General features: G+C 66.7%; 21 protein-coding genes and 1 pseudogene. 14 read left to right on the top strand and 8 right to left on the bottom strand.

The features are described from left to right. Positions 1–32: 32 nt before the first annotated feature. A complete protein-coding gene (locus BST27_RS17545) occupies positions 33–851 on the top strand; it encodes an amidohydrolase family protein (protein WP_069421295.1) in 819 nt (272 codons plus the stop codon). A 14-nt stretch (positions 852–865) separates the two neighbouring features. Continuing rightward, the gene (locus BST27_RS17540; RefSeq protein WP_069421296.1) at positions 866–2,413 is read left to right on the top strand and encodes an acetolactate synthase large subunit; all 1,548 of its coding nucleotides are present in this window, start codon (positions 866–868) and stop codon (positions 2,411–2,413) included. Here BST27_RS17540 and BST27_RS17535 read toward each other — a convergent pair. The 5 genes from BST27_RS17535 to BST27_RS17515 all read right to left on the bottom strand — a co-directional run bounded on the left by BST27_RS17535 (position 2,399) and on the right by BST27_RS17515 (position 11,597). Next, the gene (locus BST27_RS17535; RefSeq protein ID WP_069421297.1) at positions 2,399–3,130 is read right to left on the bottom strand and encodes a serine hydrolase; all 732 of its coding nucleotides are present in this window, start codon (positions 3,128–3,130) and stop codon (positions 2,399–2,401) included. The two genes, BST27_RS17540 and BST27_RS17535, sit on opposite strands and share 15 nt — an antisense overlap. A 94-nt stretch (positions 3,131–3,224) precedes the next feature. Beyond that, positions 3,225–7,406 carry a PE family protein gene (locus tag BST27_RS17530; protein WP_069421298.1) on the bottom strand — a complete coding sequence of 1,394 codons (4,182 nt, stop codon included), beginning with the start codon at positions 7,404–7,406 and terminating at the stop codon, positions 3,225–3,227. Positions 7,407–7,573: 167 nt separating this feature from the next. After that, positions 7,574–9,088 (bottom strand): long-chain-fatty-acid--CoA ligase FadD17, encoded by a 1,515-nt coding sequence (gene fadD17 / locus BST27_RS17525; RefSeq protein WP_069421299.1) that lies wholly within the window; start codon positions 9,086–9,088, stop codon positions 7,574–7,576. A 186-nt stretch (positions 9,089–9,274) separates the two neighbouring features. Then, positions 9,275–10,372, bottom strand: a complete 1,098-nt coding sequence (locus tag BST27_RS17520) for an acyl-CoA dehydrogenase family protein (RefSeq protein WP_069421300.1) — start codon at positions 10,370–10,372, stop codon at positions 9,275–9,277. A gap of 46 nt (positions 10,373–10,418) precedes the next feature. Further along, complete coding sequence (locus tag BST27_RS17515; protein WP_069421301.1) at positions 10,419–11,597, bottom strand: acyl-CoA dehydrogenase; 1,179 nt, start codon at positions 11,595–11,597, stop codon at positions 10,419–10,421. 202 nt (positions 11,598–11,799) lie between these two features. On the opposite strand from BST27_RS17515, the gene BST27_RS17510 reads away from it, so the two are divergent. From BST27_RS17510 to BST27_RS17455, 12 genes and pseudogenes are all read left to right on the top strand, one after another. Continuing rightward, a complete protein-coding gene (locus tag BST27_RS17510) occupies positions 11,800–11,991 on the top strand; it encodes a ferredoxin (protein WP_055581977.1) in 192 nt (63 codons plus the stop codon). 24 nt (positions 11,992–12,015) lie between these two features. Further along, a complete protein-coding gene (locus tag BST27_RS17505) occupies positions 12,016–12,987 on the top strand; it encodes a 3-oxoacyl-ACP reductase (RefSeq protein WP_079220093.1) in 972 nt (323 codons plus the stop codon). Positions 12,988–13,235: 248 nt separating this feature from the next. Continuing rightward, positions 13,236–14,000: an MlaE family ABC transporter permease gene (locus BST27_RS17500; protein ID WP_069421303.1), complete on the top strand. Its 765-nt coding sequence runs from the start codon at positions 13,236–13,238 to the stop codon at positions 13,998–14,000. Between the two features lie 72 nt (positions 14,001–14,072). Next, positions 14,073–14,915, top strand: coding sequence for an MlaE family ABC transporter permease (locus BST27_RS17495; protein ID WP_069421304.1), 843 nt, complete (start codon positions 14,073–14,075; stop codon positions 14,913–14,915). A gap of 6 nt (positions 14,916–14,921) precedes the next feature. Beyond that, a complete protein-coding gene (locus BST27_RS17490; protein ID WP_069421305.1) occupies positions 14,922–16,133 on the top strand; it encodes an MCE family protein in 1,212 nt (403 codons plus the stop codon). Further along, on the top strand, positions 16,133–17,185 hold the full coding sequence (locus BST27_RS17485) for an MCE family protein (protein ID WP_069421306.1): 1,053 nt from the start codon (positions 16,133–16,135) through the stop codon (positions 17,183–17,185). Before BST27_RS17490 ends, BST27_RS17485 begins: the two co-directional genes overlap by 1 nt. Beyond that, positions 17,175–18,239, top strand: a complete 1,065-nt coding sequence (locus BST27_RS17480) for an MCE family protein (RefSeq protein WP_139805213.1) — start codon at positions 17,175–17,177, stop codon at positions 18,237–18,239. Before BST27_RS17485 ends, BST27_RS17480 begins: the two co-directional genes overlap by 11 nt. Further along, a pseudogene (locus BST27_RS17475) lies at positions 18,236–19,665 on the top strand (virulence factor Mce family protein). Before BST27_RS17480 ends, BST27_RS17475 begins: the two are co-directional and overlap by 4 nt. Positions 19,666–19,670: 5 nt before the next feature. Beyond that, complete coding sequence (locus BST27_RS17470) at positions 19,671–20,819, top strand: MCE family protein (protein ID WP_079220094.1); 1,149 nt, start codon at positions 19,671–19,673, stop codon at positions 20,817–20,819. Positions 20,820–20,830: 11 nt separating this feature from the next. Beyond that, entirely contained in the window at positions 20,831–22,504 is a 1,674-nt protein-coding gene (locus BST27_RS17465) for a virulence factor Mce family protein (protein WP_069421309.1), read from the top strand. A 24-nt stretch (positions 22,505–22,528) separates the two neighbouring features. Next, positions 22,529–23,275, top strand: a complete 747-nt coding sequence (locus BST27_RS17460; protein ID WP_069421310.1) for a mammalian cell entry protein — start codon at positions 22,529–22,531, stop codon at positions 23,273–23,275. Positions 23,276–23,296: 21 nt separating this feature from the next. Continuing rightward, entirely contained in the window at positions 23,297–23,779 is a 483-nt protein-coding gene (locus BST27_RS17455) for a mammalian cell entry protein (protein ID WP_069421328.1), read from the top strand. A gap of 13 nt (positions 23,780–23,792) precedes the next feature. On the opposite strand, the gene BST27_RS17450 is transcribed toward BST27_RS17455, so the two are convergent. The 3 genes from BST27_RS17450 to BST27_RS31440 form a co-directional block, all read right to left on the bottom strand. Beyond that, positions 23,793–24,371: a hypothetical protein gene (locus tag BST27_RS17450; RefSeq protein ID WP_069421311.1), complete on the bottom strand. Its 579-nt coding sequence runs from the start codon at positions 24,369–24,371 to the stop codon at positions 23,793–23,795. Between the two features lie 122 nt (positions 24,372–24,493). Beyond that, positions 24,494–26,032, bottom strand: coding sequence for an alpha,alpha-trehalose-phosphate synthase (UDP-forming) (locus BST27_RS17445; protein WP_079220095.1), 1,539 nt, complete (start codon positions 26,030–26,032; stop codon positions 24,494–24,496). Further along, positions 26,032–26,196 (bottom strand): hypothetical protein, encoded by a 165-nt coding sequence (locus BST27_RS31440; protein WP_139805212.1) that lies wholly within the window; start codon positions 26,194–26,196, stop codon positions 26,032–26,034. Before BST27_RS31440 ends, BST27_RS17445 begins: the two co-directional genes overlap by 1 nt. Positions 26,197–26,235: the final 39 nt, after the last annotated feature.

Below are 26,235 nucleotides of genomic sequence, written 5' to 3'. Positions count from 1 at the left end.
CCGTCCCCACAAGCGTCTACAGTCAGTGCGCGATGACGATCGATGTGTGGATGCAACATCCGACGCAGCGGTTCCTGCGCAGCGACATGTTGGACTCGCTGCGGCGCTGGACCGGCGGCTCGATACCGGATGCCGACATCCCTATCGAGGCAACCATCGCGTCCATGGACGCGGGCAACGTCGATATCGGCCTGCTCAGCGCCTGGCGCGGCCCGAACGGCCAGGACTTGGTCTCCAACGACGAGGTCGCCGAATGGATCCGGCTACACCCTAAGCGGTTCGCCGGACTGGCCACGGTCGACCTGGATCGCCCCATGACGGCGGTGCGTGAATTGCGCCGCCGCATCGCTGACGGGTTCGTTGGCCTGCGCATCGTGCCGTGGCTGTGGAACGCGCCGCCCACCGACCGCCGGTACTATCCGCTGTTTGCCGAATGCGTTGAGTCCGGCGTGCCGTTCTGCACCCAGGTGGGTCATACCGGCCCGCTGCGACCGTCGGAAACCGGGCGTCCGATTCCCTACATCGATCAGGTGGCCCTGGACTTCCCGGAACTGGTCATCGTGTGCGGTCACGTCGGCTATCCGTGGACGGAAGAGATGGTGGCCGTGGCACGCAAACATGAAAACGTCTATATCGACACCTCTGCCTACACCATCAAGCGGTTGCCGGACGAGTTGGTTCGCTTCATGAGAACGGGTACCGGGCAGCGCAAAGTCTTGTTCGGCACCAACTATCCGATGATCGGCCATTCGCACGCGCTGGAGGGTCTGGACGAATTGGGGCTGAGCGAGGACGCTTGTCGTGACTTTCTGCATGGCAACGCCGTGCGCGTATTCAGGTTGACCCTTTAGCGAAAGGTGCAGAAGTGAACGGTGCGCAGGCTTTGATCAACACCCTTGTCGACGGCGGGGTCGACGTTTGCTTCGCCAATCCGGGTACCTCAGAGATGCACTTCGTGGCCGCGCTGGACACCGTCGAACAGATGCGCGGCGTGCTCACCCTGTTCGAGGGTGTCGCGACCGGGGCGGCCGACGGCTATGCGCGCATCGCCGACCGTCCAGCGGCGGTCCTGCTGCACCTTGGTCCAGGATTGGGCAACGGTTTGGCCAATCTGCACAACGCCCGCCGCGCCCACGTGCCGATGGTGGTGGTCGTCGGTGACCATGCCACGTACCACAAGAAATATGACGCCCCACTGGAATCCGACATCGACGCGGTTGCGGGCACCGTTTCGGGATGGGTCCGTCGCGCCGAAACCGCCGCCGACGTCGGTAGCGACACCGCCGAGGCGATCGCAGCCAGTAAGTCCGGGCCTCAGATCGCGACGTTGATCCTGCCCGCCGATGCGTCCTGGTCCGAAGGCGGGCAGCCCGCCCCCTTCCCTGGCGCCGAACCGGTGCCCGCGGACTTCGACCTGGCGGCGGCGGCCGCGCTGCTGCGGTCCGGCGAGCCGGCGACGATCCTCATCGGAGGAGACGCCACTCGCGGACCAGGACTGGCCGCGGCCGCCCGCATCGCCGAGGCGACCGGGGCCCGGTTGTTGTGCGAAACCTTTCCGACGCGGCTCGAGCGCGGCGCGGGTGTGCCCGCCATCGAACGGCTGGGTTACTTCGCCGAAGCGGCAGCGGCCCAACTGGACGGGTCCAAGCACCTGCTGCTGGCCGGAGCCCGGTCGCCGGTGTCGTTCTTCGCTTACCCGGAGATGGCCAGCGACCTGGTACCCGCCGGCTGCGACGTGCACCTGCTGGCCGAGCACCGTGGCGCCGCGGTGGCTTTGGTCGCCTTGGCCGAAGAGGTGGCGCCCGGTACGGCCGCGCCGCTCGCCCCCGCATTCCGTCCGCAGTTGCCGACGGGCCCGCTGACGTCGCTCAGCGCCGCCGACGTGGTCGGGGCGCTGTTGCCCGAGCGAGCGATCGTTGTCGACGAGTCCAACACCTCTGGCGTGACGCTCGCGGCGTCCACCGCCGGCGCGCCTGCGCACGACTGGCTGACCCTGACCGGTGGGGCGATCGGTTACGGCATTCCGACGTCGGTGGGTGCGGCCGTCGCCGCACCGGATCGTCCGGTGCTGAACTTGGAATCCGACGGTTCGGCGATGTACACGATCTCGGGCCTGTGGACCCAGGCGCGGGAAAACCTCGACGTCACCACCGTCATCTACAACAACGGCGCCTACGACATCCTGCGGATCGAGCTGCAGCGCGTCGGTGCGGGTTCCGCACCCGGCCCCAAAGCGCTCGACCTGCTTGACATCAGCCGTCCCACAATGGATTTTGTCAAGATCGCGGAGGGGATGGGCGTTCCGGCTCGGCGCGTCACCACGTGTGAAGAATTCGCCGAGGCCCTGCAGCAAGCCTTCGCCGAACCCGGACCGCACCTGATCGACGCGATAATTCCGTCAATCCTGGGTTAGCACAGCGACGGTTCCGTTGGGCGGGCCGCCGAAATGGCTGAACAGCCATTCCGTCAATGTGTTGAGCACACTCACGCCGTTCTGGAAACTGTCGGCCTCAGCCGCTATGGCCACGCCCAACATGCCCAGTTCTGTTGGCAATATCCCGAATTGGCGCACCAGATAGCCATGCTCGACACCCGGGCCCCAACCGCCTTTGGCGGCAATGCCTTTGGCGGCCAAACCCCACTGTTGTTCGGCCACAAGACGTTTCATAAGGTTGATGACAACGGCGGCATCCGGAACACTGGCCAGGTTCGCGGCGAACCGCGCTTGGTCGCGCAAGGCCCATTGCGTTTGCCCAAATGCGGTGTAGCAGGCGCGAAGTCGCCGTGATTCGACGATGGTGGTCGAGTCGCCGCATTCCCGAAGTACGGCCTGTACCTGGCGGGCGGCGTCGGTCGGTTCGCCCAACTGCGACCACAAGCTCTCCGATGCCACGTTGTCGGACTGGCTGATCGCCTTGACTACCAAGTCATCCGGTCGCGACGGCTCGTTCCGTAACGCCGCGATGGCCAACGGGACCTTGATCGTTGACCATGCGACGCCCACCGACCAGTGGCCCAACGAGCGGACCTCATCCGGATACGCGATCGCGACGCCGATGGTCGCCGGAACCCGCGCGGAGAGCTCGTCGAAGCTCGCCTCGAGTGCACGGTGCAGGCGTGGGGGAGTCATGTCCCGCCTGAGGCTAGTACCAAGCGGGCACCGCGTTCAGGCAGCAACCGAACGACGCCAGATCATGCAGCGCTCGCCGAATAGGCCGACGACGTCAGGGGGCACCACCGACCCCGGCGGCCCCACCCGTACCCGTACCAGAGCCACCGGCAGCGCCGGCTTTGCCGGTGCTGGTGTCGCCGGGATTGAATGTGCCGGCTCCACCGGCGGTGCCCAAGTTTCCGCTCCCGGAGGCGCCACCACTACCGCCTTGGCCGCCGAGGCCGCTGTTGCCTCCGTCACCGCCGTCCCCATCGGTCGCACTCCCAGCGCCTGTGCCTTTGGCGCCGCCGGCACCGCCGGTACCGCCGGTGCCGCCGGCGCCGCCCGCACCACCGGCGCCACCTGCACCGGCTCCGCCGCCGCCTGAGGCGCCGCCCGCGCCTCCGGCGCCGCCCTGGCCTCCGGTGCCGCCGATGGCTCCATTGCCGCCGTCGCCGCCACTACCGGCATTGCCCGTCGTGGTACCCGAGCCGCCGTTGCCACCGGCCCCGCCGACTCCACCGGTGGCACCCTTACCGCCGGCCCCGCCGGCTCCCGCGTCGCCGCCGGTGCCGCCCTTGCCGCCGCCAACTGCGCCAGCGCCACCTTGGCCGCCCGATCCGCCGTTCCCGCCCGCGCCGGCATTGAGCGAGCCGATGCCGCCGTTGCCGCCGTTGCCGCCGTTGCCGCCGATGGACGTGCCGCCGGTGCCGGTTGCCGAGGCGTCGCCGCCGTTGCCGCCGTTTCCGCCGGCGGTGCCGTTGCCGGTGGTACCGATTGAGGTGGTGAAGTTGGTTGCGTTTCCGCCGTTTCCGCCGTTTCCGCCAACCGCCTTTCCGTTTTCGCCGTTCGCGGTGGCGCTGCCGCCTGCGCCTCCTTTGCCGCCTGCACCGAAGCTGCCGCCGTTCCCGCCGTCGCCGCCGTCTCCGCCGTTGGCGGTGCCGCCTTTGCCGTTCGCCGTGGCCGCGCCCCCCGCGCCGCCCGTGCCACCAGGCGCCAATTCCCCTCCGGTTCCGCCGTCACCGGCATCTCCGCCGTTTGCCGTCGCGCCATCGGCATTGTCCGTTGCGCTGACGCCGGCTCCACCCGTTCCGCCCTGTTGGATGACGTTGTTTTCCAAGTCAGTGACGCCCGTGGCTCCAGTCCCGCCGGGGTTGCCCGGGTTGGGTGAGCCGGTAGCAGCGGTGGAGTTCGGTGCGACGGGGTTGTTGAAACCGTCGGCGCCAACGCCGCCAGCCCCGCCTTTGCCGCCGTTGCCGCCGTCGCCGCCTTTGCCCGCGGAGCCGAAGAGGCCGACACCGCCAGGACCGTTGCCGGGAGTACCGCCGAAGCCACGCTGGCCGCCGTCGCTCGCGTTGCCGCCGTTACCGCCGGCACCGCCGTTTTGGGTGCCGATCGGATTCAGGGTTGTGGTCTGGGTGCCGTTGGCGCCGTTGGCGCCGTCGCCGCCGTTGGCGCCGTTGCCGCCGTCGCCGCCGTCGCCGGCGTTGCCGCCCTTGCTGTTGCCGCCAGTCCCAGCGCCGCCGTTGCCCCCCATCCCGCCGCTGCCGGCCAGGCCGGCATCGCCACCGTTTCCACCGGCGCCGGTGACCGGCAGCGGACCCACGCCTCCGTTCCCGCCGTTGGCAGCGCCGGTCCCGCCATTTCCGCCGGCGCCGGCGTTGCCGCCGGTGCCGCCCTTACCGCCATTGCCGCCGTTGCCGCCGATGTTGAATCCGCCCTGGCCGCCGGCGCCGCCGTTGCCTGCGTTACCGCCGGTACCGCCAGCGCCGCCGCTGCCGGGGCCAATGTTGATGGTGCCGGAGGCACCGATCCCGCCTTGACCACCTTTGCCGCCGGCACCGCCCGTGCCGCCTTGGCCGCCGGTACCGGCGATACCGCCGACACCGGCATTTCCGCCGAGGCCGCCGGCTCCGCCTGTTCCGCCGTTACCGCCGACGCCGCCGGCTCCCCCTTCGGGAACGATCGTGACAGTCGTGTCTGGGGTGACGGCGTTGCCACCGGCCCCGCCCAGGCCGCCCGAACCGGCCGCGCCGCCCATACCGCCATTGCCACCGTTGCCGCCCGGGCCACCAGCGCTACCGCCTGCGCCACCCGCGCCACCGTTCGCGCCGTCGCCGCCGTCTTGGCCGACGCCGCCAGCGGGCGCCGAGTCCGACTTGCCGGCGGCACCAGTGGCGCCGCTGCCCCCGTTGCCGCCGGCGCCGCCGGTACCACCGTCACCACCACTGCCGCCCTTGCCGCCGTTGGCGCCATTGGCGCCACCCGCGCCGCCATTGCCACCCGCACCCCCGACGACACCATCGGCGCCGGTACCGGCAGCGCCCGACTTGCCGGACCCGCCTTGGCCGCCCACCCCGCCGTTGCCGCCGTCGCCGCCCTTGCCCAGGCTGCCCGCGGTGCCGCCGTTGGCGAGTCCGCCGGCGCCGGGTGCGCCACCCGCACCGCCGTCTCCGCCGGCACCGCCGACAGCAAGAGCCGGATCGCTGCTGTTGTTGCCGCCGGCCCCGCCGGCGCCACCGTTGGCGCCGTTTCCGCCGGTGCCCCCGGTCCCACCGGTACCACCCGGACCGCCCGCGGCGCCGCCGTTGCCCCCAGCGCCACCCGCACCGCCCGTCTGGCCGGCGCCGCCGGGCGTGTCGGCGTTGGCGGCGTTATTCGTCCCGGCTGCGCCGGCACTGCCGTTGCCGCCGTTACCGCCGTTACCGCCGTCGCCACCGAAGCCCTGGGCACCGACCTTGCCGCCGCCGCCAGTTCCGGCCGCGCCGCCGGCTCCGCCAACGCCGCCGTTGCCGCCGTTACCGCCACCGCCACCCGCGTTGCCGTTGCCGTCGGCGTTCGCGCCGTTGCCGCCCAGACCGCCTTTGCCGCCGGTGCCGCCCTGGCCGCCCGTGCCGGCGATGCCGCCGGGTACAGCGGCACCGCCCTGGCCGCCCTGGCCGCCGGCTCCACCGGCGAAACCATCTCCGCCCTTCACGCCAGCCATAGCAGCGTTGGCGCCGTCACCGCCGGCGCCGCCCGCGCCGCCGGTGCCACCGGTGCCGCCGATCCCGAGCCCGCCCGGCGCGCCCGCACTGGTGAGCAAGCCACGGGTGCCCGCAGCTCCACCCGCACCCGCGGTGCCCCCAATGCCGCCGTTGCCGCCAGTGCCACCGACACCGTTAGGGTTGTCGGCACCATGGCCACCTGTCCCGCCGGTGCCGCCCTGGCCGCCTTGGCCACCGGCTCCGGCGTGTCCATACAGCACTGGACCGGCACCGCCGGGTCCGCCGTTGCCGCCCTTGCCACCGGCCCCGCCGGTGCCACCAGCGACCATGGGGTTGTTGGAATCGAAGCCCGGCCCGCCGTCGCCCCCTTGGCCGCCGGCTCCGCCGTTGCCTCCGTTCATGAACAGACCACCGGCCCCGCCGGCGCCACCATTACCGCCGTTTCCGGCGATGCCGCCGCCCAGTGCGCCAGGACTGCCGATCCCGCCGGCGCCGCCGTTACCGCCGGCGCCGATGAACACCGCGCCGTTACCGCCGTTGCCGCCTTGGCCGCCGGTACCACCGCCGATGCCGCCAATGCCGCCGGCGCCGCCCACGCCACCACCGCCGAAGAACGTCGAGCCGTTGCCGCCGTTCCCGCCCGTGCCGCCGACACCGCCGCCCGGGGCCCCGGTTCCGCCCATGCCGCCCGCGCCGCCGCCTCCGAACAGCAACCCCGCGTTGCCGCCGTTACCGCCTCGAGCGCCGCCTGTACCGCCCTTACCGCCGTGTCCGCCGTTACCCCACAGCCCGGCCGACCCGCCGTTGCCACCGGGCTGTCCCGGGCCGCCGTCCGCGCCGTTGCCGCCACTGCCGAACAACCACCCGCCGTCCCCGCCGTTGCCGCCCGGCGTTGTTGCGTTGGCACCGTTGCCGATAAGCGGGCGCGACAACAGCGTCTGCAGGGGCGCATTGAACTGGTTCAAGAACGACTCAAGGGGCGATACGGCGGCCGCCTCGGCGGCGGAATACGCTGCGGCACCGCCAGCCAGCGCCCGCACGAACTCGTGGTGGAACGCCGCAGCCTGCCCGGCCAACGCCTGGTAACCCCGACCGTGCTGAGAGAACAACGCAGCGATCGCCGCGGATACCTCGTCGGCGGCCGCGCTGGCCACCGCCGTCGTCGGGGCCGCCGCGACAGCGTTATGAGCGGCCAGCGATGCACCAATTTGGCCGATATCGGCGGCAACGGATGCCACCAACTCCGGCGCAACACTCAAGAACGACATTGTCCACCTCGCACACGCTTTGCCGCCCGGGCGTCACTCGGGCGGGATCGATGCAATCGGTAGTCGGATCGTATCGCCCAATCGGGCGGTGCTCACAGCAAACCCGTTCGAATATCCGATATGTGTTCAGTTAGTGCTGTGAGCTTTTTCGCAGTTTGCACGCGTAGTCAGCGGTTGATCGGCCACACCGGATCAGCGCATTCGACACCCTCGGCCGACAGTTGGCGCTTGAGCACCTTAAAAGTCACGGTGCGAGGAAGTTTCGGGCTGATCCGGACGTACGACGGCCACTGCTTGGGTCCTAGGTCGGGTTGGTCGGCGAGAAAGACCCGAAACTTGTCGGCATCGAACTCGGCACCCGGCGCTAAGACCAGTGCGGCCATCACCTGGTCACCGACAACCGGATCAGGCACGGCGTACACCGCGACCTCCACGGCGTCGGGATAGCGCAGCAGCACCCGTTCGATGGGTGCAGTACCCAGGTTCTCCCCGTCCACCCGCATCCAGTCGCCAAGGCGCCCTGCGAAATAGGCGTATCCGTCCTCGTCCCGATACGCCAGGTCGCCGCTGTGATAAACCCCGCCCGCCATCCGCTCGGCCGAGGCGGCCTCGTCGTTGTAATAGCCCTCGAACCGGCCCGCCCCGGTGATGTTGACCAGCTCACCGACGACCCCGACCGCGCATTGCTCGCCGGTCTCGGGATCGACGATCTGCACCCCGTCCGGCAGCGGACCCAAAGCACCCGGCGGTGTGTCCGGCGTCCGGGCGATCGCCACCCCGCCCTCGGTCGACCCGAAGCCGTCCTGGACGAGGCAGCCGAATCTGCGGCCGAACTTCTCGATGTCGCTGGGCACCCCTTCGTTGCCGTACACCGCGCGCAACGGATTGTCCGCGTCGTCGGGTCGTTCGGGCGTGGCCAGCACGTAGGACAACGGCTTGCCGACGTAGTTGGCGTAGGTCGCGCCGTAACGGCGGACATCCGGAAGAAATTGGGACGCCGAGAATTTGCGTCGCAGCGCCATCGAGCCCTGACAGGCCAGCGCGACCGCCCACCCGACCAGAACCGCATTGGAGTGGAACAGCGGCATCGACACGTAACAGACGTCGTCGCGGCCCAGGTCGAAGCGCTGTGTCATGGTCGTGCCGGCGATCGCCACCTTGCCGTGGCTGCACTTCACCGCCTTCGGGTCGCCGCTGGTGCCCGATGTGTAGATGAGCATAAAAAGGTCGGCCGACGAGGCGGATTGGAACTGCAGTTGGGCATCTCTCGGTACGGCATGTGCGGCAACCTCATCGGCCCAAGCGCTTGAGTCGACGTTCACATACTCGATGCCGTCCAATGTCGCCGCCGAACCCGAGTCGGCAAGCACTACTTGGCAATCGGCGTGCTCGATGTCGCGAACCAATGCCGCGCCGCGGCGCACCGGGTTGAGGCCGACCGGCACGATACCCGACATGCCCGCCGCCACCAGCATCGCCGAGAAAAACGGCGTGTTCTGCAGCAGCACACCGACGTGCGGTGGGCGCGCGGGGTCTAGGCGTGCGCGCAGCGCCCCGGCGATCGCCGCGCCGTGCCGCAGATGGTCGCCCCAACTGGTGAACGAGTCCTCGAAATAGACACCGCGATCGTCGATTTCGGCCAGCGGCACCAGCAGTTGGGTGACGGTCGGGTCTGTGCTCACGGCAAGGGCAACCCTTTCGTCGTATCGAGCCTCGTATCGAGCCTCGTATCGAGCCTGGTATCGAGCGTCACGCTGGCGTGGCACCCGAGCCCGGCCGTCACGCTGACGTGACGCTCGGCGGCGCTCAAGCCCAACGCTCGGTGGCGCTCAAGCCCAACGCCCAACGCTCAAGCGCCCGCCGGGCGCTCAGGCCGGGGTCTCCGCTAGTTCCCGGCCGATCCGCCGCAGCTGGCCGGTCGCCCCGCCAAGCGCGAACTCGGTTTCCTTGGCGGCCAAGAAGTATCGGTGTACCGGGTGGTCGGTGTCGACGCCGACGCCGCCGTGCACGTGCACGATGGTGTGCGCGACGCGATGTCCGGCATCGGCGGCCCAGAACGCCGCGGACGCCACATCGATCTCGGCCGGAATGTCCTCGGCCACCTTCCACGCCGCCTGGGTCAACGTCAGCCGCAGTCCCTTGACGTCGATGTAGCCGTCGGCGAGGCGCTGTGTCACCGCCTGGAAGCTGCCGATCGGGCGGTCGAACTGCTCACGGGTGCGCGCGTACTCGGCCGTCAGTTGCAACCCGCGCTCGAGCACCCCAAGCTGAAAGGCGCTGCGGCCCAACGTCGAAATGGTACGCAGCCATACCGGGACATCGGCCCCGCCGACCTTGCGCCCGGCGGCCAGCTCGACACCGTCGAGCGCCAGGTGCGCGACGCTGCCCAGTCCGGTGGTCTGCAGCGCGGTGACCGTAACTCCCGGGTCGTCCGCGGCGACGAGGAAAACCGACGTGCCGGAGTCGGTTTCGGCGGGTAGCAGGAAGGCATCCGCGACGGGACCGTAAAACGCCTGGGTGCGGGTTCCGCTGAGACGGAAGCCGTCGCCGTCGGCCACGGCCTGCACCGGGCCCTCGCCCATCTCGCCGTCAAGGGCGACGGTGAGGATCTTCTCGTCCCGAACCGCCGCTGCGCCCCAGGTCTGCTGCAGCTCCTCGGAACCGAAACGGGCCAGCGCGCCGGCCCCCAAGACCACCGACTCCAAATACGGGACGGCGGCCAGTTGGTGGCCCAGCGCGACCAGTATCGCGACCTGCTCGAGCACCCCGAACCCGTCGCCGCCCACCTGGGTGGCGGCCGCACTGGTCAGGATGTCGGAATCGATCAACTTGCGCCACAAGGCGCGGTCGAAGCGCTGCTCCAGCTTGTCGAGCTCACGCTGATGCTCCGGCGTGCACACCGCATCCACGATGCTGTCGACCAGACCGCCCAGATCCTGTGCCGCTTCGGTCGTCGAAAAATCCATGCCTACTCCTTATTGAGGGCGGGGCCTCTCCCGTGAACCCGTACCGTCAGCGGCTGCGAGGCAGGCCGAGCGCGACCATGCCGATGATGTCTCGCTGCACTTCGTTCGTGCCGCCACCGAAAGTCAAAATCAGGCACGCGCGGTGCATCCGCTCGACCCGGCCGCGCAGCAACGCGCCCGGCGAGTCCTGGCGCTGCGTGGCCGCGGTGCCGAGTACCTCCATCAGCAACCGGTAAGCCTCGGTGGCAAGTTCGGTGCCAAACACCTTGGCGGCCGATGCGTCGGCCGGCCCGAGCGCCTGATTCTCCGAGGACGCCAACTCCCAGTTGATCAGCTTGAGCACCTCGGCCTTGGCATGTACCCGGGCCAGGTTGAGCTGCACCCATTCGGAGTCGATCAGCCGGGCGCCACTGGCGTCCTTGGTGTTCTGTGCCCACTCGCGAACCTCGCGCAGGCACAAGAAGATCGGAGCCGACGAGACGAGGGCCACCCGTTCATGGTTGAGCTGGTTGGTCACCAGCTTCCAGCCGGCGTTCTCCTCGCCGACCAGATTGGTCACCGGCACGCGCACGTCGGTGTAGTAGGTGGCGCTGGTGTCCGGCCCGGCCATGGTGTGCACCGGTGTCCAGGAAAAGCCCTCGGCGGTCGTCGGCACGATCAGCACCGAAATGCCGCGGTGCTTCTTGGCCTCGGTGTTGGTGCGCACCGCCAGCCAGACGTAGTCGGCGTAGGCGATCAGGCTCGTCCACATCTTCTGGCCGTTGATCACGTACTCGTCGCCGTCGCGGACGGCGGTGGTGCGCAGGTTGGCCAGGTCGGTTCCCGCCCCGGGCTCCGAATATCCGATCGAGAAGTGCAGGTCCCCGGCGGCGATCTTGGGCAGGAAGAACTTCTTCTGCTCGTCGGTGCCGAACGCCATGATCGTCGGCGCGACGCTGTTGATGGTCAGGAACGGCACCGGGGCGCCGGCCAGCGCGGCCTCGTCGGTGAAGATCAGCGAATCCATCGGCGAGCGGTCCTGGCCGCCGTACTCCTTGGGCCAGTTCAAGGTGAGCCACCCGTCCTTGCCCATCTGCGCGACGGTCTCCCGGTACACGTTGCCGGTGCCGTATTCACCCTGCACGGAGCTCAGCGCCTCGCGCCGCTCGGGAGTCATCAGTTTGTCGAAGTAGGCGCGCAACTCGCGCCGCAACTCCTCCTGCTCAGGGGTGTAACTGATGCGCATGGCAGTCGCCTCCGGTCCGAGTCACGGGCGCCAATGGCTACCCATTCGTTCTCCCGGTTGTAACACGTTCTAGTCTGGGAATCCAGCGACCCTGTCGTCAGCGATGCCGCAGCTCTAAGGTGGTGCTACATACTGATCCATTAGCCAACGAGTTCGGACGAGGCGTGTTTCTTACTCCCAGCCCAGGTTCAAGGAGGATGCCGTGCGAGTGATAGTCGACCGTGACCGATGCGAAGGTAACGCCGTGTGCTTGGGAATTGCGCCGGACATCTTCGATCTGGACGACGAGGATTACGCCGTCGTGAAGACCGACCCGATTCCGCCCGACCAAGAGGATCTGGCCGAGCAGGCGATCGCCGAGTGCCCGCGCGCCGCCCTGCTTCGCGAAGACTGACCCGAAACTAGAGGTATTCATAAATTGACAGCGCCTGATTCGCCGACCCCTCCTCAGACCGCTGCGCGGTCTGCATCGTCGCCCGCGAGCTCGACGAACGCGACCGATCTATCCGGAAAGGTCGCGGTGGTCACCGGCGCGGCCGCGGGCCTGGGCCGTGCCGAGGCGATAGGGCTGGCCCGGCTGGGTGCCACGGTCGTGGTCAACGACCTCGCCAAGGCCATCGAGGCCTCCGACGTACTTGACGAGATCAGTGCCGCCGGTTCCAAAGCGGTCGCGGTGACGGGCGATGTCAGCGACCGCGCGACGGCCGACGAACTCGTCGAAACCGCTGACGGACTGGGCGGCCTCAGCATCGTGGTGAACAACGCCGGCATCACCCGCGACCGGATGCTGTTCAACATGTCCGACGAGGAGTGGGACGCGGTCATCGCCGTTCACCTGCGCGGCCATTTCCTGCTCACCCGCAACGCGGCGACCTACTGGCGCAACAAGGCGAAGGAATCCGGCGACGGCACCGTCTACGGCCGACTCATCAACACTTCCTCGGAGGCGGGACTGGTCGGTCCGGTGGGGCAGGCCAACTACGGCGCCGCGAAGGCGGGCATCACCGCATTGACCCTGACCGCCTCTCGAGCGCTGGGCCGCTACGGGGTTTCGGCCAACGCCATCTGTCCCCGTGCGCGCACCGCGATGACGGCGGACGTCTTCGGAGACGCCCCCGAGGTGCAAGAGGGTCAAGTCGACCCGCTGTCGCCGGAGCACGTGGTCTCCCTGGTCCAGTTCCTGGCCTCGCCGGCGGCGGCGGAAGTCAACGGCCAGGTGTTCATCGTCTACGGTCCTCAGGTGACCCTGGTGGCGGCGCCGACCGTCGAACAACAGTTCCGCGCGGACGGCGACGCCTGGGACCCGGGCCAGCTCAGCGCGACACTGCAGGGCTACTTTGCTGGCCGCGATCCGAACAAGAACTTTTCGGCGACCGGCCTGATGGCCTGATGCGGGCCTGATGCGGGTAGGCAACACTTCACCCACGATGCGACCCACGCTGGAACTGGTATCAAAACGGTTACAAAAAAGCCTTTTTACCTGCGAAATCATCGGTCGTGGCAAGAAGTGACATTCATTGACATGGCTAAGTCGTTCTGGGTTAATATGACTCGGCTCACACCGAGCGGCTTGTAAACCCAAACATGAACAGGAAATCCGTAGAGTTCGCCGCAAGCAGGAGACGGGGGTAAACCACGTTGATCCAACGCCTTGCGGTCCCGGCTCGGGCTGTCGGTGGGTTTTTCGAGATGTCGATGGAAACCGCTCGCGCGGCTTTCCGGCGCCCCTTCCAGTTCCGCGAATTCCTGGATCAGACCTGGATGGTCGCCCGGGTTTCGCTGGTCCCGACGCTGCTGGTGTCCATTCCGTTCACGGTGCTGGTGGCCTTCACCCTGAACATCCTGCTGCGCGAAATCGGTGCCGCCGACTTGTCCGGTGCCGGAACGGCATTCGGCACCATCACCCAGTTGGGCCCGGTTGTGACGGTGCTTGTGGTCGCCGGTGCCGGTGCCACCGCGATCTGCGCCGACTTGGGTGCCCGCACCATTCGCGAGGAGATCGACGCGATGCGGGTGCTTGGCATCGACCCGATCCAAAGGCTGGTCGTCCCCAGAGTATTGGCGTCGACGCTGGTTGCGTTGCTGCTCAACGGTTTGGTCTGTGCCATCGGTCTATCCGGTGGCTATGTTTTTTCGGTGTTCCTTCAGGGCGTGAACCCGGGCGCGTTCATCAACGGGCTGACCGTGCTCACCGGACTTCGCGAGCTGATCCTTGCTGAAGTCAAGGCTTTGCTGTTCGGTGTGATGGCCGGGTTGGTCGGTTGCTACCGCGGCCTGACCGTCAAGGGTGGGCCCAAGGGCGTCGGAAACGCGGTCAACGAAACGGTTGTGTACGCATTCATCTGCCTCTTCGTGATCAACGTCGTCATGACGGCCATCGGCGTACGAATTTCGGCCAAGTAGAGCAAGCGGCGCAGGTAGAGCAGGTAGAGGCGGAGTAACGAACGATGGCGGCGAAGCGATGGTGAGCATGGGATGAGCTACGACACCACCTATCGCTTCCGTCGCATCTTGTCGAGGCTGCAGGGGCCGGTCGACGGCTTTGGCGAGCAGGCGCTGTTCTACGGCGAGACCATGCGCTACATCCCCAACGCGATCACCCGGTACCGCAAGGAGACCATCCGGCTGGTTGCCGAGATGACGCTGGGTGCCGGGGCGCTGGTCATGATCGGCGGGACGGTCGGGGTGGCGGCTTTCCTGACGCTGGCTTCCGGTGGCGTGATTGCGGTGCAGGGTTATTCGTCGCTGGGCAACATCGGTATCGAGGCCCTGACGGGATTTCTCTCGGCCTTCCTCAACGTGCGTGTGGTGGCACCCGTCATCGCTGGCATCGCGCTGGCCGCCACGATTGGCGCCGGCGCCACGGCCCAATTGGGCGCCATGCGGGTTTCCGAGGAGATCGACGCCGTCGAATGCATGGCGGTGCACTCGGTCTCGTACTTGGTGTCCACCCGGCTGATCGCGGGCCTGATCGCGATCATTCCGTTGTATTCGCTATCGGTGTTGGCGGCGTTCTTTGCCGCCCGATTCACCACAGTCTTTGTCAACGGTCAGTCTGCGGGCCTGTACGACCACTACTTCAATACCTTCCTCATACCCTCTGACCTGCTGTGGTCGTTCCTGCAGGCGATCGTGATGTCGATCGCGGTGATGCTGGTGCACACCTATTACGGCTATAACGCCACCGGCGGGTCGGTGGGCGTCGGCATCGCGGTCGGGCAGGCCGTGCGCACTTCCCTGATCGTCGTCGTGGTAATTACTCTGTTCATCTCGCTGGCGGTTTACGGCTCTCAAGGCAACTTCAACCTTTCTGGGTAAGGAACGATGGCGAACACCGGATCTCGACGCACCGCAGCGCGGATAGCCGCTGCGGTGCTGGCCGGTGTGATCGTGGCGTTCGTGGCCATCACCTTCCTCTCGTACACAGCGGCCTTCACCCCGACGGACAAGGTGACGGTCAAAGCGCCGCGAGCCGGCCTGGTGATGGAGAAGGGCGCCAAGGTCAAGTTCCGCGGCGTACAGGTCGGCACGGTCGAGGAGATCAGCTACGTCGACCAGACGGCCACGCTGACGCTGGCGATCCGGAGCGGCGAGATGCGGTTCATACCGGCCAACGCCAAGGTGCACATCGGCGGCAACACCATCTTCGGCGCCAAGTCGGTCGAGTTCCTCGAGTCGGACGGGGACAAGGGCAAAAATGTCCCCAGGCTGCGTCCGAATTCGACGGTGCAGGCGTCGGAGGTGCAGCTGGAAGTCAACACGTTGTTCCAGTCGCTCCTCGACGTGCTGCACAAGGTCGACCCCATCGAACTGAACGGAACGCTGAGCGCCCTGTCCGAAGGCCTCCGCGGTCACGGCGACGACCTGGGAGCGCTGCTGTCCGGGCTGAATACGTTGACGCGGCAAGCGAACCCGAAGTTGCCCGCCCTGCAGGAGGACTTCCGCCTAGCGGGGCTCGCCACCGGCTACTACGGCGATGCCGCTCCCGACCTGAACACCGTGCTGGGCAACCTGCCCACCATCAGCAAGACCCTGGTCGACCAGGAGAGCAACCTCAACGACACGTTGTTGGCCGCGATCGGGCTGGCCAACAACGGCTATGACACGTTGGCGCCGGCGGAAGAGGACCTCATCGCCGCGATCCAACGCCTGCGCGCCCCGCTCAAGGTGGCTGCGGAGTACTCTCCGGAGTTCGGTTGCTTCTTCGGCAGTGTCGACCGCGGTATCAAGGAGTTCGCGCCGTTGATCGGTGTCCGCAAGGCGGGTCTGTTCACCTCGTCGAGCTTCGTCCTGGGCGCGCCGTCCTACACCTACCCGGAGAGTCTGCCGATCGTTAACGGGTCCGGCGGCCCGAATTGCCGAGGGTTGCCCAACATCCCGAACAAGCAAACCGGCGGGTCGTTCTACCGCGCTCCCTTCCTGGTCACCGACAACGCCCTGATTCCCTACGAGCCATACACCGAGTTGCAGGTCGACGCGCCCTCGACGCTGCAGTTCCTGTTCCACGGCGCCTTCGCAGAACGGGACGACTTCTGATGGCCGAGGGCGGTTACGAATCAAAGGCGGCGATGCTGACCAAGGTCGGCATCTTCACGGTGGTGATGTTGCTGGTCAGCGCCGCCCTGGTGGTCGTGTTCGGCGATTTCCGGTTCGGTCCGCAAAGTACCTACCACGCAACGTTTCTCGACGCGTCCCGGTTGAAGGGCGGCCAGAAGGTGCGCATCGCCGGTGTCCCCGTCGGCTCGGTCAACGGGGTCAAGCTCAACCCCGACAACACCATTGACGTCGAATTCGGGATCGACAAGCGCTACCAGCTGTACACGTCGTCGCGGGCGATAATCCGCTACGAAAACCTGGTCGGCGACCGGTTTTTGGAGATCACCTCGGGCCCGGGAGAGCTCAAGAAGCTCCCCCCGGGCGCCACCATCGACTCCCGGCACACCCAGCCCGCATTGGATCTCGACGCGCTGCTGGGCGGGCTGAAGCCGGTGTTGAAGGGCTTGGACGCGGACAAGATCAACACCCTCAGCAACGCGGTAATCGAGTTGCTGCAGGGTCAGGGTGGGGCATTGTCCAAGGTGCTTTCCGACACCAGCGCCTTCTCGACGTCGCTGGCCAGACGCGACCAACTCATCGGTGACGTGATCACCAACCTCAACACCGTGCTGGGGACCATCGATTCACGCAGCGAGCAATTCTCGGCCAGCGTCGACCAGCTGCAGGAACTGATCGACGGCCTGGCCAAGAACAAGGACGTCATCGCCGGCGCGATCCCCCCGCTGGCCTCGACGACGACGGATCTGACTGAGCTGCTTCAGAATTCGCGTCGGCCGCTGCAAGGTGTGTTGGAGAATGCGCGGCCGTTCGCCACCGAGCTGGACAACCGCAAAGAAGAGATCAACAACGATGTCGAGCAACTGGCCGAGGACTACCTGCGTCTCTCAGCGCTCGGCGCCTACGGGTCCTTCTTCAACATCTACTTCTGCTCGGTGACGATCAAGATCAACGGTCCGGCCGGTGGTGACCTCCTGATCCCGTTCGGTGGTCCGGTTGATCCGAGCAAGGGGAGGTGTTCTTTTGCCCAATAGCAAGCGAGACACAGACCCATTACGCACCGGCACCATCGGCCTGGTGGTCGTGGTCTGCGTCGTCCTCATCTCGTTTGGGTATGCGTCGCTGCCCTTCTTCCCGCAAGGCAAGACATACGACGCGTACTTCAGCGACGCCGCCGGCATCCGCCCGGGCAATTCGGTTCTGGTGTCGGGTTTCAAGGTGGGCAAGGTTTCCGAGGTGAGTCTGGCCGGCGACACCGCCAAGGTCAGCTTCACCGTCGATCGCAACGTCGTCATCGGCGACCAGTCACTGGCGGCGATCCGAACCGACACCATCCTGGGCGAGCGTTCCGTCTCGATCAGCCCGGCCGGCAGCGGCCGCGCGACGTCGATTCCGGTGACCCGGACCACGACGCCGTACACGCTCGCCGGGGCGCTGGACGATCTGGGTGGGGCCGCCAACGGCATCGTTGACAAGCCCACCTTCGAGCGGGCCCTGAAGGTCCTCACCGACACATTGCACGACGCCACGCCCAATCTGCGTGGCGCCCTGGACGGCCTGACCTCACTGTCCCGCACCCTGAATACCCGCGACGAGGCGCTACAGGGCCTGCTGGCCCACGCGAAGAATGTCACCGGAGTGCTGTCGGAGCGCGCCGCCCAGGTCAACAAGCTGATCGACCAGGGCAACGAACTGTTCGCCGCACTCGACGAGCGGCGGGCCGCGCTGAGCGCGCTGATCGCCGGCATCGACGACCTCTCCGCACAGCTTTCGGGTTTCGTGGCCGACAATCGCAAGGAGTTCGGCCCCGCACTGAGCAAGCTCAACCAGGTGATCGGCAACCTCAACGAGCGTAAGGACTACATCACCGAGGCGCTCAAGCGTTTACCGCCGTACGCGACCTCGCTGGGTGAAGTGGTCAGTTCCGGCCCGGGCTTCAACGTCAACGTCTACGGTGCCATCCCCGCGCCATTGCTCGCGTCCATGTTCGACTTCTTCTACCAGCCGGGCAAGCTGCCCGACAGCCTCGCCGACTACCTGCGCGGAATGATCCAAGAGCGCTGGATTATCAGGCCGAAGTCGCCATGACGACAAAGCAGCGTTTCGGCAGCAAAGGGCTGCGTACGGTCGCCATCGTCGTGCTGGTCGCGGCGCTGGTGGGTGGTGCCTACGTGCTGTGGTCCGCCGGCAGCAGCGGCAGAAAGATCACCGCTTACTTCACCTCTGCCGTCGGGATCTACCCCGGGGACGAGGTCCGTGTCCTGGGCGTTCCGGTGGGCGAGATCGAGTCGATCGAGCCGCGCCCGAAGGACGTCAAGATCGTCATGACCGTGTCCAATGACGTCAAGCTCCCGGCGAACGTCAAGGCCGTGATCATGTCGCCAAACCTGGTGGCGGCGCGGTTCATTCAGCTTTCGCCGACGTACAGCGGGGGAGCGTCGCTACCCGACGGCGCCAGCATCGACCTGACCCGCACCGCGGTCCCGGTGGAGTGGGACGAGGTAAGGAGGCACTGACCAAGCTGTCCAAGAAGCTCGGGCCCACGGCCGAGGGCCTGCAGGGTCCGCTGGAACAGGTGATCAACCAGGCCGCCAATACCCTTGACGGTGCGGGCGATTCGTTCCACAGCGCGCTGCAGGAGCTCTCGGTGGTCGCCGGGCGGTTGGGGGATTCGCGCAGCGACATCTTCAGCACGGTCAAAAACCTGCAAATCCTGGTCGACGCGCTGGCCGCGAGCAACGAACAGATCGTGCAGTTCGCCGGGCACGTCGCATCGGTGTCGCAGGTGCTCGCCGACAGCTCGCAAAACCTGGACAACACACTGGGGACGCTCAACCAGGCGTTGTCGGACATCCGCGGTTTCCTGCACGAGAACAACTCGACTTTGATCGAAACGGTCGACCAGCTCAGCACTTTCACCACCACGCTGTCCGACCAGAGCGACAACATCGAGCAGGTGTTGCACGTGGCCGGGCCCGGAATCAGCAATTTCTACAACATCTATGACCCCGCGCAGGGCACCCTGAACGGTCTGTTGTCGTTGCCGAACTTCATGAACCCGGTGCAGTTCATCTGCGGCGGCTCGTTCGAGACGGCGGGTGGCCCGTCGGCCCCGGACTACTTCCGGCGTGCGGAACTCTGCCGTGAGCGCCTGGGGCCGGTGCTGCGCCGCCTCACCGTGAACTACCCGCCGGTGATGTTCCACCCGCTCAACACCATTACGGCGTACAAGGGTCAGATCATCTACGACACCCCGGCTACCCAGGCCAAGGCGCAGACACCGGTTCCGGACTTGACCTGGATACCGGCCCAGGGCTCGGGGCAACACCCCGCCGAGAGCAACCAGACCGACTTGCAGAGCCTGTTCGTTCCGCAGAATCCGGGATCCCCGCCGGGGTACGGCCCGGCGCCGGGTCCCGTGCCCAACGCCGCGGCCCCGGCCAATGCCGGCGCCGCACCCGGACCTCCTAACAACCCGGCGCCTTTGCCGGCCGAGCGAGGAGGTGGCGGGTGAAGCGAATGATATTGCGAGGCAGCGTATTTGCTGCTAGCAGCGTACTGCTCGCCGGTTGCAGTTTCGGCGGATTGAACTCGCTGTCCATGCCCGGCACCGCCGGCCATGGCCGAGGCGCGTTCTCGATCACCGTCGAGCTGAAGGACATGTCGACGTTGCCACAGAACTCGCCGGTCATGGTCGACGACGTCACCGTGGGCAGTGTCGCCGGTGTCACGGCCGAGCAGCGGGCCGACGGATCCTTCTATGCCGCGGTCAAGCTGGCGCTGGACAACAACGTCAAGCTCCCGGAAAACTCCATCGCCGCGGTCGCCCAGACGTCGTTGCTGGGTTCGCTGCACATCGACCTCAAAGCGCCAGAGAACAAGGCAAACTGGAAGGGCAAGCTGCACGACGGCTCGGTCATCAGAGAGGCCAACACCACCAAGTTCCCCACCACCGAGGAGGTGTTCTCCGCCCTCGGCGTGGTGGTCAACAAGGGCAATGTCGGTGCGCTGGAAGAGATCACCGAGGAGACCTACCGGGCGGTGGCCGGGCGCACGGGTGAGTTCAAGGGCTTGATACCCAGGCTCGCCGAGCTGACCGAGGGGCTCAACAAGCAGGTCGACGACATCATCGCCGCGCTCGATGGGCTGAACCGATTCTCCTCAGTCCTGGCCCGCGACAAGGACAAGCTGGGCCGCGCCCTGGACACGCTGCCGGCCGCACTCAAGGTCCTCAATAGGAATCGGAACAACATCGTCGACGCCTTCACCGCACTCAGGAGGCTGGCGATGGTCACCTCGCACGTGCTTTCCCAGATCAAGTCGGACTTCGCCGCCGACCTCAAAGACGCCTATTCGGTGGTCAAGGCGCTCAATGACGCCAAGAAGGACTTCGTCACCTCGTTGCAGATATTGCTGACGTTCCCGTTCCCCAACTTCGGCATCAAGCAGGCGGTCCGAGGGGATTACCTGAACGTCTACACCACATTCGACCTGACGCTGCGCCGACTCGGTGAGACATTCTTCACCACGTCCTATGCGCTCGACCCGAACATGATGCACATGGACGAGATCCTCAATCCGCCAGACTGGTTGCTCGGCTCGATGGCCAACCTGTCCGGGCAGGCGGCCGACCCGTTCAAGATCCCGCCCGGCACGGCGAAGCAGTAGGGGGCGGGTAGATGATCGACAGACTTACCAAGATCCAGCTATCGATCTTTGCGGTGATCACCGTGATCACCCTGGCCGTGATGGGCATCTTCTATCTGCGCTTGCCCGCCACGTTCGGCATCGGAACCTACAGTGTGAGCGCGGACTTCGTCGGCGCGGGCGGTCTGTACAAGAGCGCCAACGTCACCTATCGCGGTGTCGCCGTCGGGCGGGTGGAGTCGGTCGAACTGAGCGACACCGGCGTCGTCGCCACGATGCGGCTCAACAGCGGCACCCCCATTCCGTCCAACGTCAAGGCGACGGTCAGGAGCGTGTCGGCCATCGGCGAGCAATACATCGACCTTGTGCCGCCGGACAATCCGTCGCCGAGCAAGTTGCAGAACGGATCCAGGATTGACGTCAACAACACCGCAATCCCCCAAGACGTTGCCGAGTTGCTCGGGCAGGCCGAAAAGCTCGTCAACAGCCTGGGTAACACCAAGCTGAGCGAGCTGTTGCACGAGGCGTTCGTCGCGACCAACGGCACCGGCCCGGAACTGGCCAGACTGGTCGAATCGGCGCGGCTGCTGGTGGACGAGGCCAACACGAATTACCCGCAGGTTGCTCAACTGATCGATCAACTCGGCCCGTTCCTGGAAGCCAATGTTCGGGCCGGGGGTGACATCAAGTCGCTGGCCGACGGGTTGGCCCGGTTCACCTCCGAGCTCCGGCGCGCTGACCCGCAGCTCCGCGACACTCTGGCCACCGCGCCGGGTGCGATCGACGAAGCCAACACCGCGTTCAGCGGGATCCGTCCGTCCTTCCCGATGCTGGCCGCCAGCCTGGCCAATCTGGGCCGGGTGGGCGTGATCTACCACAAGACGATCGAACATCTGCTGGTCACCTTCCCCGCGCTGTTCGCCGCGATCATCACCGCCGCCGGTGGCCAGCCGCAGGACGAGGGCGCCAAGCTGGACTTCAAGCTCGACCTCAACGACCCGCCACCGTGCAACACCGGCTTTCTGCCGCCGCCCTTGATGCGTACGCCCGCCGACGAGACGCTGCGCGAGCTGCCCACGGACATGTACTGCAAGGCGGCGCAGAACGCCCCGACCGCGGTGCGCGGTGCCCGCAACTACCCCTGCCAGGAGTTCCCCGGAAAACGGGCGCCCACGATCCAGCTGTGCCGTGACCCGAGAGGTTTCGTGCCAATCGGTAGCAACCCCTGGCGCGGTCCGCCGATCCCGTACGACACGCCGGTCACCAATGGGCTGAACATCTTGCCGCCCAACCACTTCCCGTATGTTCCGCCGGAGGCTGATCCGGACCCGGGCATTCCCATCGTGGGTCCGCCGCCACCCGGTGTGACACCCGGTCCAGGGCCGGCGCCGCATCAGCCGGCGTACGACCCGCCGCCGCCCAACGACACCCTGCCGCCGCCGGGCAACCCGCCGTGGATGCCGCCGAACTACCCGCCGGTGCCGCCGCAGCTTCCGTACCCGAAGTACCTCCCGCCACCGGGACCGCCGTTGGGAACGGGACCGGCTGAACCCCAGGCCAGCGGCGTGCTCTACGCGCCGTATGACCCGAACACCGGGGAGTTCAAGGACCCCACGGGCGGCACCGGTATCTTCGCGTCGGGACGGGTTGGTGCATCCAGTGCCGAGAACTGGGTGGACCTGATGCTTGCCCCGCAGCCGATGTAGCGGCCTGATCAAGAGGCGTAGTCAGTGGAAACAGAACGACAGTTGGTGCCCCGAAGGGTGCGCAGACGGGCTTCCCGTCCGGCGGGGCCGGCGAAGAGTACGTCCGCTGATGCGGCTACGGCCGAGTCCGAGGTGGCTGGGATATTCGATGCCACCGTCACCGTGGAGATTCCGGCGGAATCCAAGCGCGACACCTCGCGGACGGCCAAGCTGGCCAAGGGTTCTTCGGCCCTCCGCCCGCCGCCACGGCGGCCGGCGAACCGCCGTCTGGTCGGCTGGATTTCGCTGGCGGCGGCGTTGCTGGCGATCGCCGGGCTGAGCTGGGGCGGGTTTGTGCTCGTCGGGCAGCAGCGCGATGCGACCGCTCGTCACGCGCGCGAACAGCGCTTCGTCGACACCGCCACCCAGACGGTGGTCAACATGTTCAGCTACACGCCGGACACCATCGACGAATCGGTCAACCGGTTCGTCACTGGCACCAGTGGGCCGTTGCACGCCATGCTCAGCTCCAACAACAACGTCGAGAATCTCAAGGCGCTGTTCCGGTCCACCCAGGCGAGGTCCGAGGCCGTCATCAACGGTGCCGCGCTGGAAGGGATCGACGCGGTCAGCTCCAACGCGTCGGTGCTGGTCTCGGTGCGGGTGACGGTGGCCGACATCGACGGCGTAAACAAGCCGTCGATGCCGTACCGGCTCCGGGTCATCGTGCACGAGGACGACACTGGCAAAATGACCAGTTACGACCTGAAGTATCCAGACGGAGGTAACTAGGTGGGTGGCACGCGGCGGTGGTTGCGCTGGGTGATCACCGTCGCCGGTAGCCTGCTGGTCGGCACCATCATCGGGCTGTCAGCCGTGGGCGGGTGGTTCTACTGGGACCGAGTGGAGACCCGCGGCGAGGAAGCGGCGCGCGCCCAGCTGCCGCAGCTCGCGGCCAAGGAGATTCCCCAAGTCTTCGCCTACGACTACCAGACGGTGGAACGCAGCCTCACCGCGGCGTATCCGTTGTTGACGCCCGACTATCGGCAGGAATTTCAGAAGAGCGTCAACACCCAGATCATCCCCGAGGCAAAGAAGCGCGAGGTGGTGGTCCAGGCCAACGTCGTCGGCGTGGGAGTCATCAGCGCCAACCGCAGTTCGGCATCGGTGATGGTCTACATGAACCGGACCGTCACCGACAAGACGCGCCAGCCGCTGTACGACGGCAGCCGGCTACGAGTCGACTTCAAGCGGATCGACGGTAAGTGGCTGATTTCTTACATCACGCCGATCTGAGCGAACCGCCCGCTCAGAAGCAGATCGCAATTTCGTTGCAGCGCAACGGGTAACGCTCCACCGGGACCGGTGGGGGAGCTACCAGCTGCAACGAGAACGGCTCCTTCTTCATGTCCGGCTGGAGGCCACACACCGCGTCGTGCAGGATCGTGTGCGTTCCGGTGAGCGTCTCGTTGTCGAACGCGTAGGTTTCGACCGACTGTGCGGTGCCGCCGTTCGGACAGGTGACGCCTTGGTCCTTCCTGACCTGAAATGTCCACTGCAGACCCGTGAGTCGGGCCCGGCCGGTGTAATTCTGCACCTTGTCCTGGTTGGTGACGGGCGCGTGGGCCGTCTGGCTCACCACGTTCACGAAACAGAAGTCGGCCATGATCTCGGGGTTGTCGTAGTCCTTGTAGTAACGACTTCCGTTGACTTGATCGCAGATCACCCCGATAGTCCAGGTGGCCGGCACCCCTGGCCCATTGAAGACGTAGACACCGTCCGCGGGCGGCGCGATGGCGTATGCCGGGGTGCCCGAATTCGCGGCCATCCCCACCGCGACGGCCGAGGAAACGCCGGCAACAGCGGCCAGCCCACGACGAACCTTCACCGGCTTCTCCCTTCGAATCCCTTCGAATTCCTTCGAATCCCTTCGAACCTGCCTACATCCGGAAGGTGCTGCATCGAGTATCACAGCCATTCGACGCGAAAACCATGACCATTCCAGGTCTTTTAGTCCTTGGGTCGCGCTTCGGTCAGTGCGTCCAGGAACGACCGCGCCCAGCGGTCCACGTCGTGCGCGAGTACCTGGCGTCGCAACGCGCGCATCCGGCGCCGGCCTTCCTCGGGCGTCTGATTGAGGGCCGCTTCGATGGCGTCCTTGACGCCTTCCAGGTCATGCGGGTTGACCAGGTAGGCCTGCCGCAGTTCGGCTGCGGCGCCGGTGAACTCGCTGAGCACCAGGGCGCCGCCCAGATCGCTGCGACAGGCGACGTACTCCTTGGCCACCAGGTTCATCCCGTCGCGCAACGGGGTGACCAGCGCGACGTCGGCCGCAACGAAGAACGCGATGAGTTCGTCGCGGGGTACCGGGCGGTGCAGGTAATGCACCACCGGGTGACCGACCTCGGCGTACTCGCCGTTGATGTGGCCGACCTCTCGCTCGATGTCGTGACGCAACAGCTGATAGCTTTCGACGCGCTCGCGACTGGGAGTGGCCAGCTGGATCAGCACGGTGTCGTCGCGCTTCACCCGGCCCTCCGCGAGCAGCTCGGACAGGGCCTTGAGCCGTACGTCGATGCCCTTGGTGTAGTCGAGCCGGTCGACACCGAGCATCACTTTGCGGGGGTTGCCCAGTTCCTGGCGGATCTCGCGCGCTCGGCGCCGGATATTACGGTCGCGCGCGGCCTGGTCCAGCGCGCCGGAATCGATCGAGATCGGGAAGGCGCCAACCCGGACGGTGCGGGACTCGAGCTGCACCTCGCCGAAGCGCGAGCGAACACCGACCGTCCCGCGCGAGGTCTCCGCACCGGTGAGCCGACGGGACAGGATGAGAAAATTCTGCGCCCCACCCGCCAAGTGGAATCCCACCAGATCGGCGCCGAGCAGGCCGTCGATAATCTCGGTCCGCCAGGGCAACTGCATGAACAGTTCGATCGGCGGGAAGGGGATGTGTAGGAAGAAGCCGATGGTCAGGTCGGGTCGCAGCGACCGCAGCATCTTCGGGACGAGCTGCAACTGATAGTCCTGCACCCACACCACCGCGCCCTTGGCGGCCGCGCGTGACGCGGCCTCGGCGAACCGGCGGTTGACGTCGACGTAGCGGTCCCACCACTCGCGGTGGTAGATCGGCTTGACGATCACGTCGTGATACAGCGGCCACAGCGTCGCGTTGGAAAAGCCCTCGTAGTACTCCGCGACGTCGTCGGCGGACAGGCGCACCGGCTGCAGGGTGAGTTCTTCTTGGACTATCGGCTCTTCATCGCCGTCGATGACCCCGGGCCAACCTACCCAGGCCCCGCGCCGACGGCGTAGCAGTGGCTCTAATGCGGTGACCAATCCCCCCGGGCTGCGCTTCCAAGTGGTGGTGCCGTCCGGGAGCCGCTCCTGATCGACCGGCAACCGATTGGCCACCACCACAAAATCCGATTGTCCGGTGGTCTTAGTGGCCTTAGCGGCTTTGGCGGCGCCGGTGGTCTTAGCGGTCTTGGTGGTCTTGGTGGTCTGGGCGGCCTTAGCGGCCGCAGTGGCCTGGCTCCCCTTGGAAGCCATTAGCTCTCGTGCTTCGCCGGCCCAATACCGAGCATGGATAGGAAGACGCGGCACTCGTCAGCATCGTTCGCGTAGGCGGCGACTACCCGCCGCGCCTGGCTCGCGGTGCTGTCTGCCACCGGCTCCACCTCGCCGATATCTCCATGGTCAGTTTTGCTTGGCATTGTTCAACTCTAAGCCAAAGCGGTGTGCAAGCGTCTGCG

The organism is Mycobacterium intermedium, from assembly GCF_002086275.1.
Taxonomy (GTDB): Bacteria; Actinomycetota; Actinomycetes; order Mycobacteriales; family Mycobacteriaceae; genus Mycobacterium; species Mycobacterium intermedium.
This window is presented reverse-complemented; position numbering and strand designations above follow the sequence as displayed.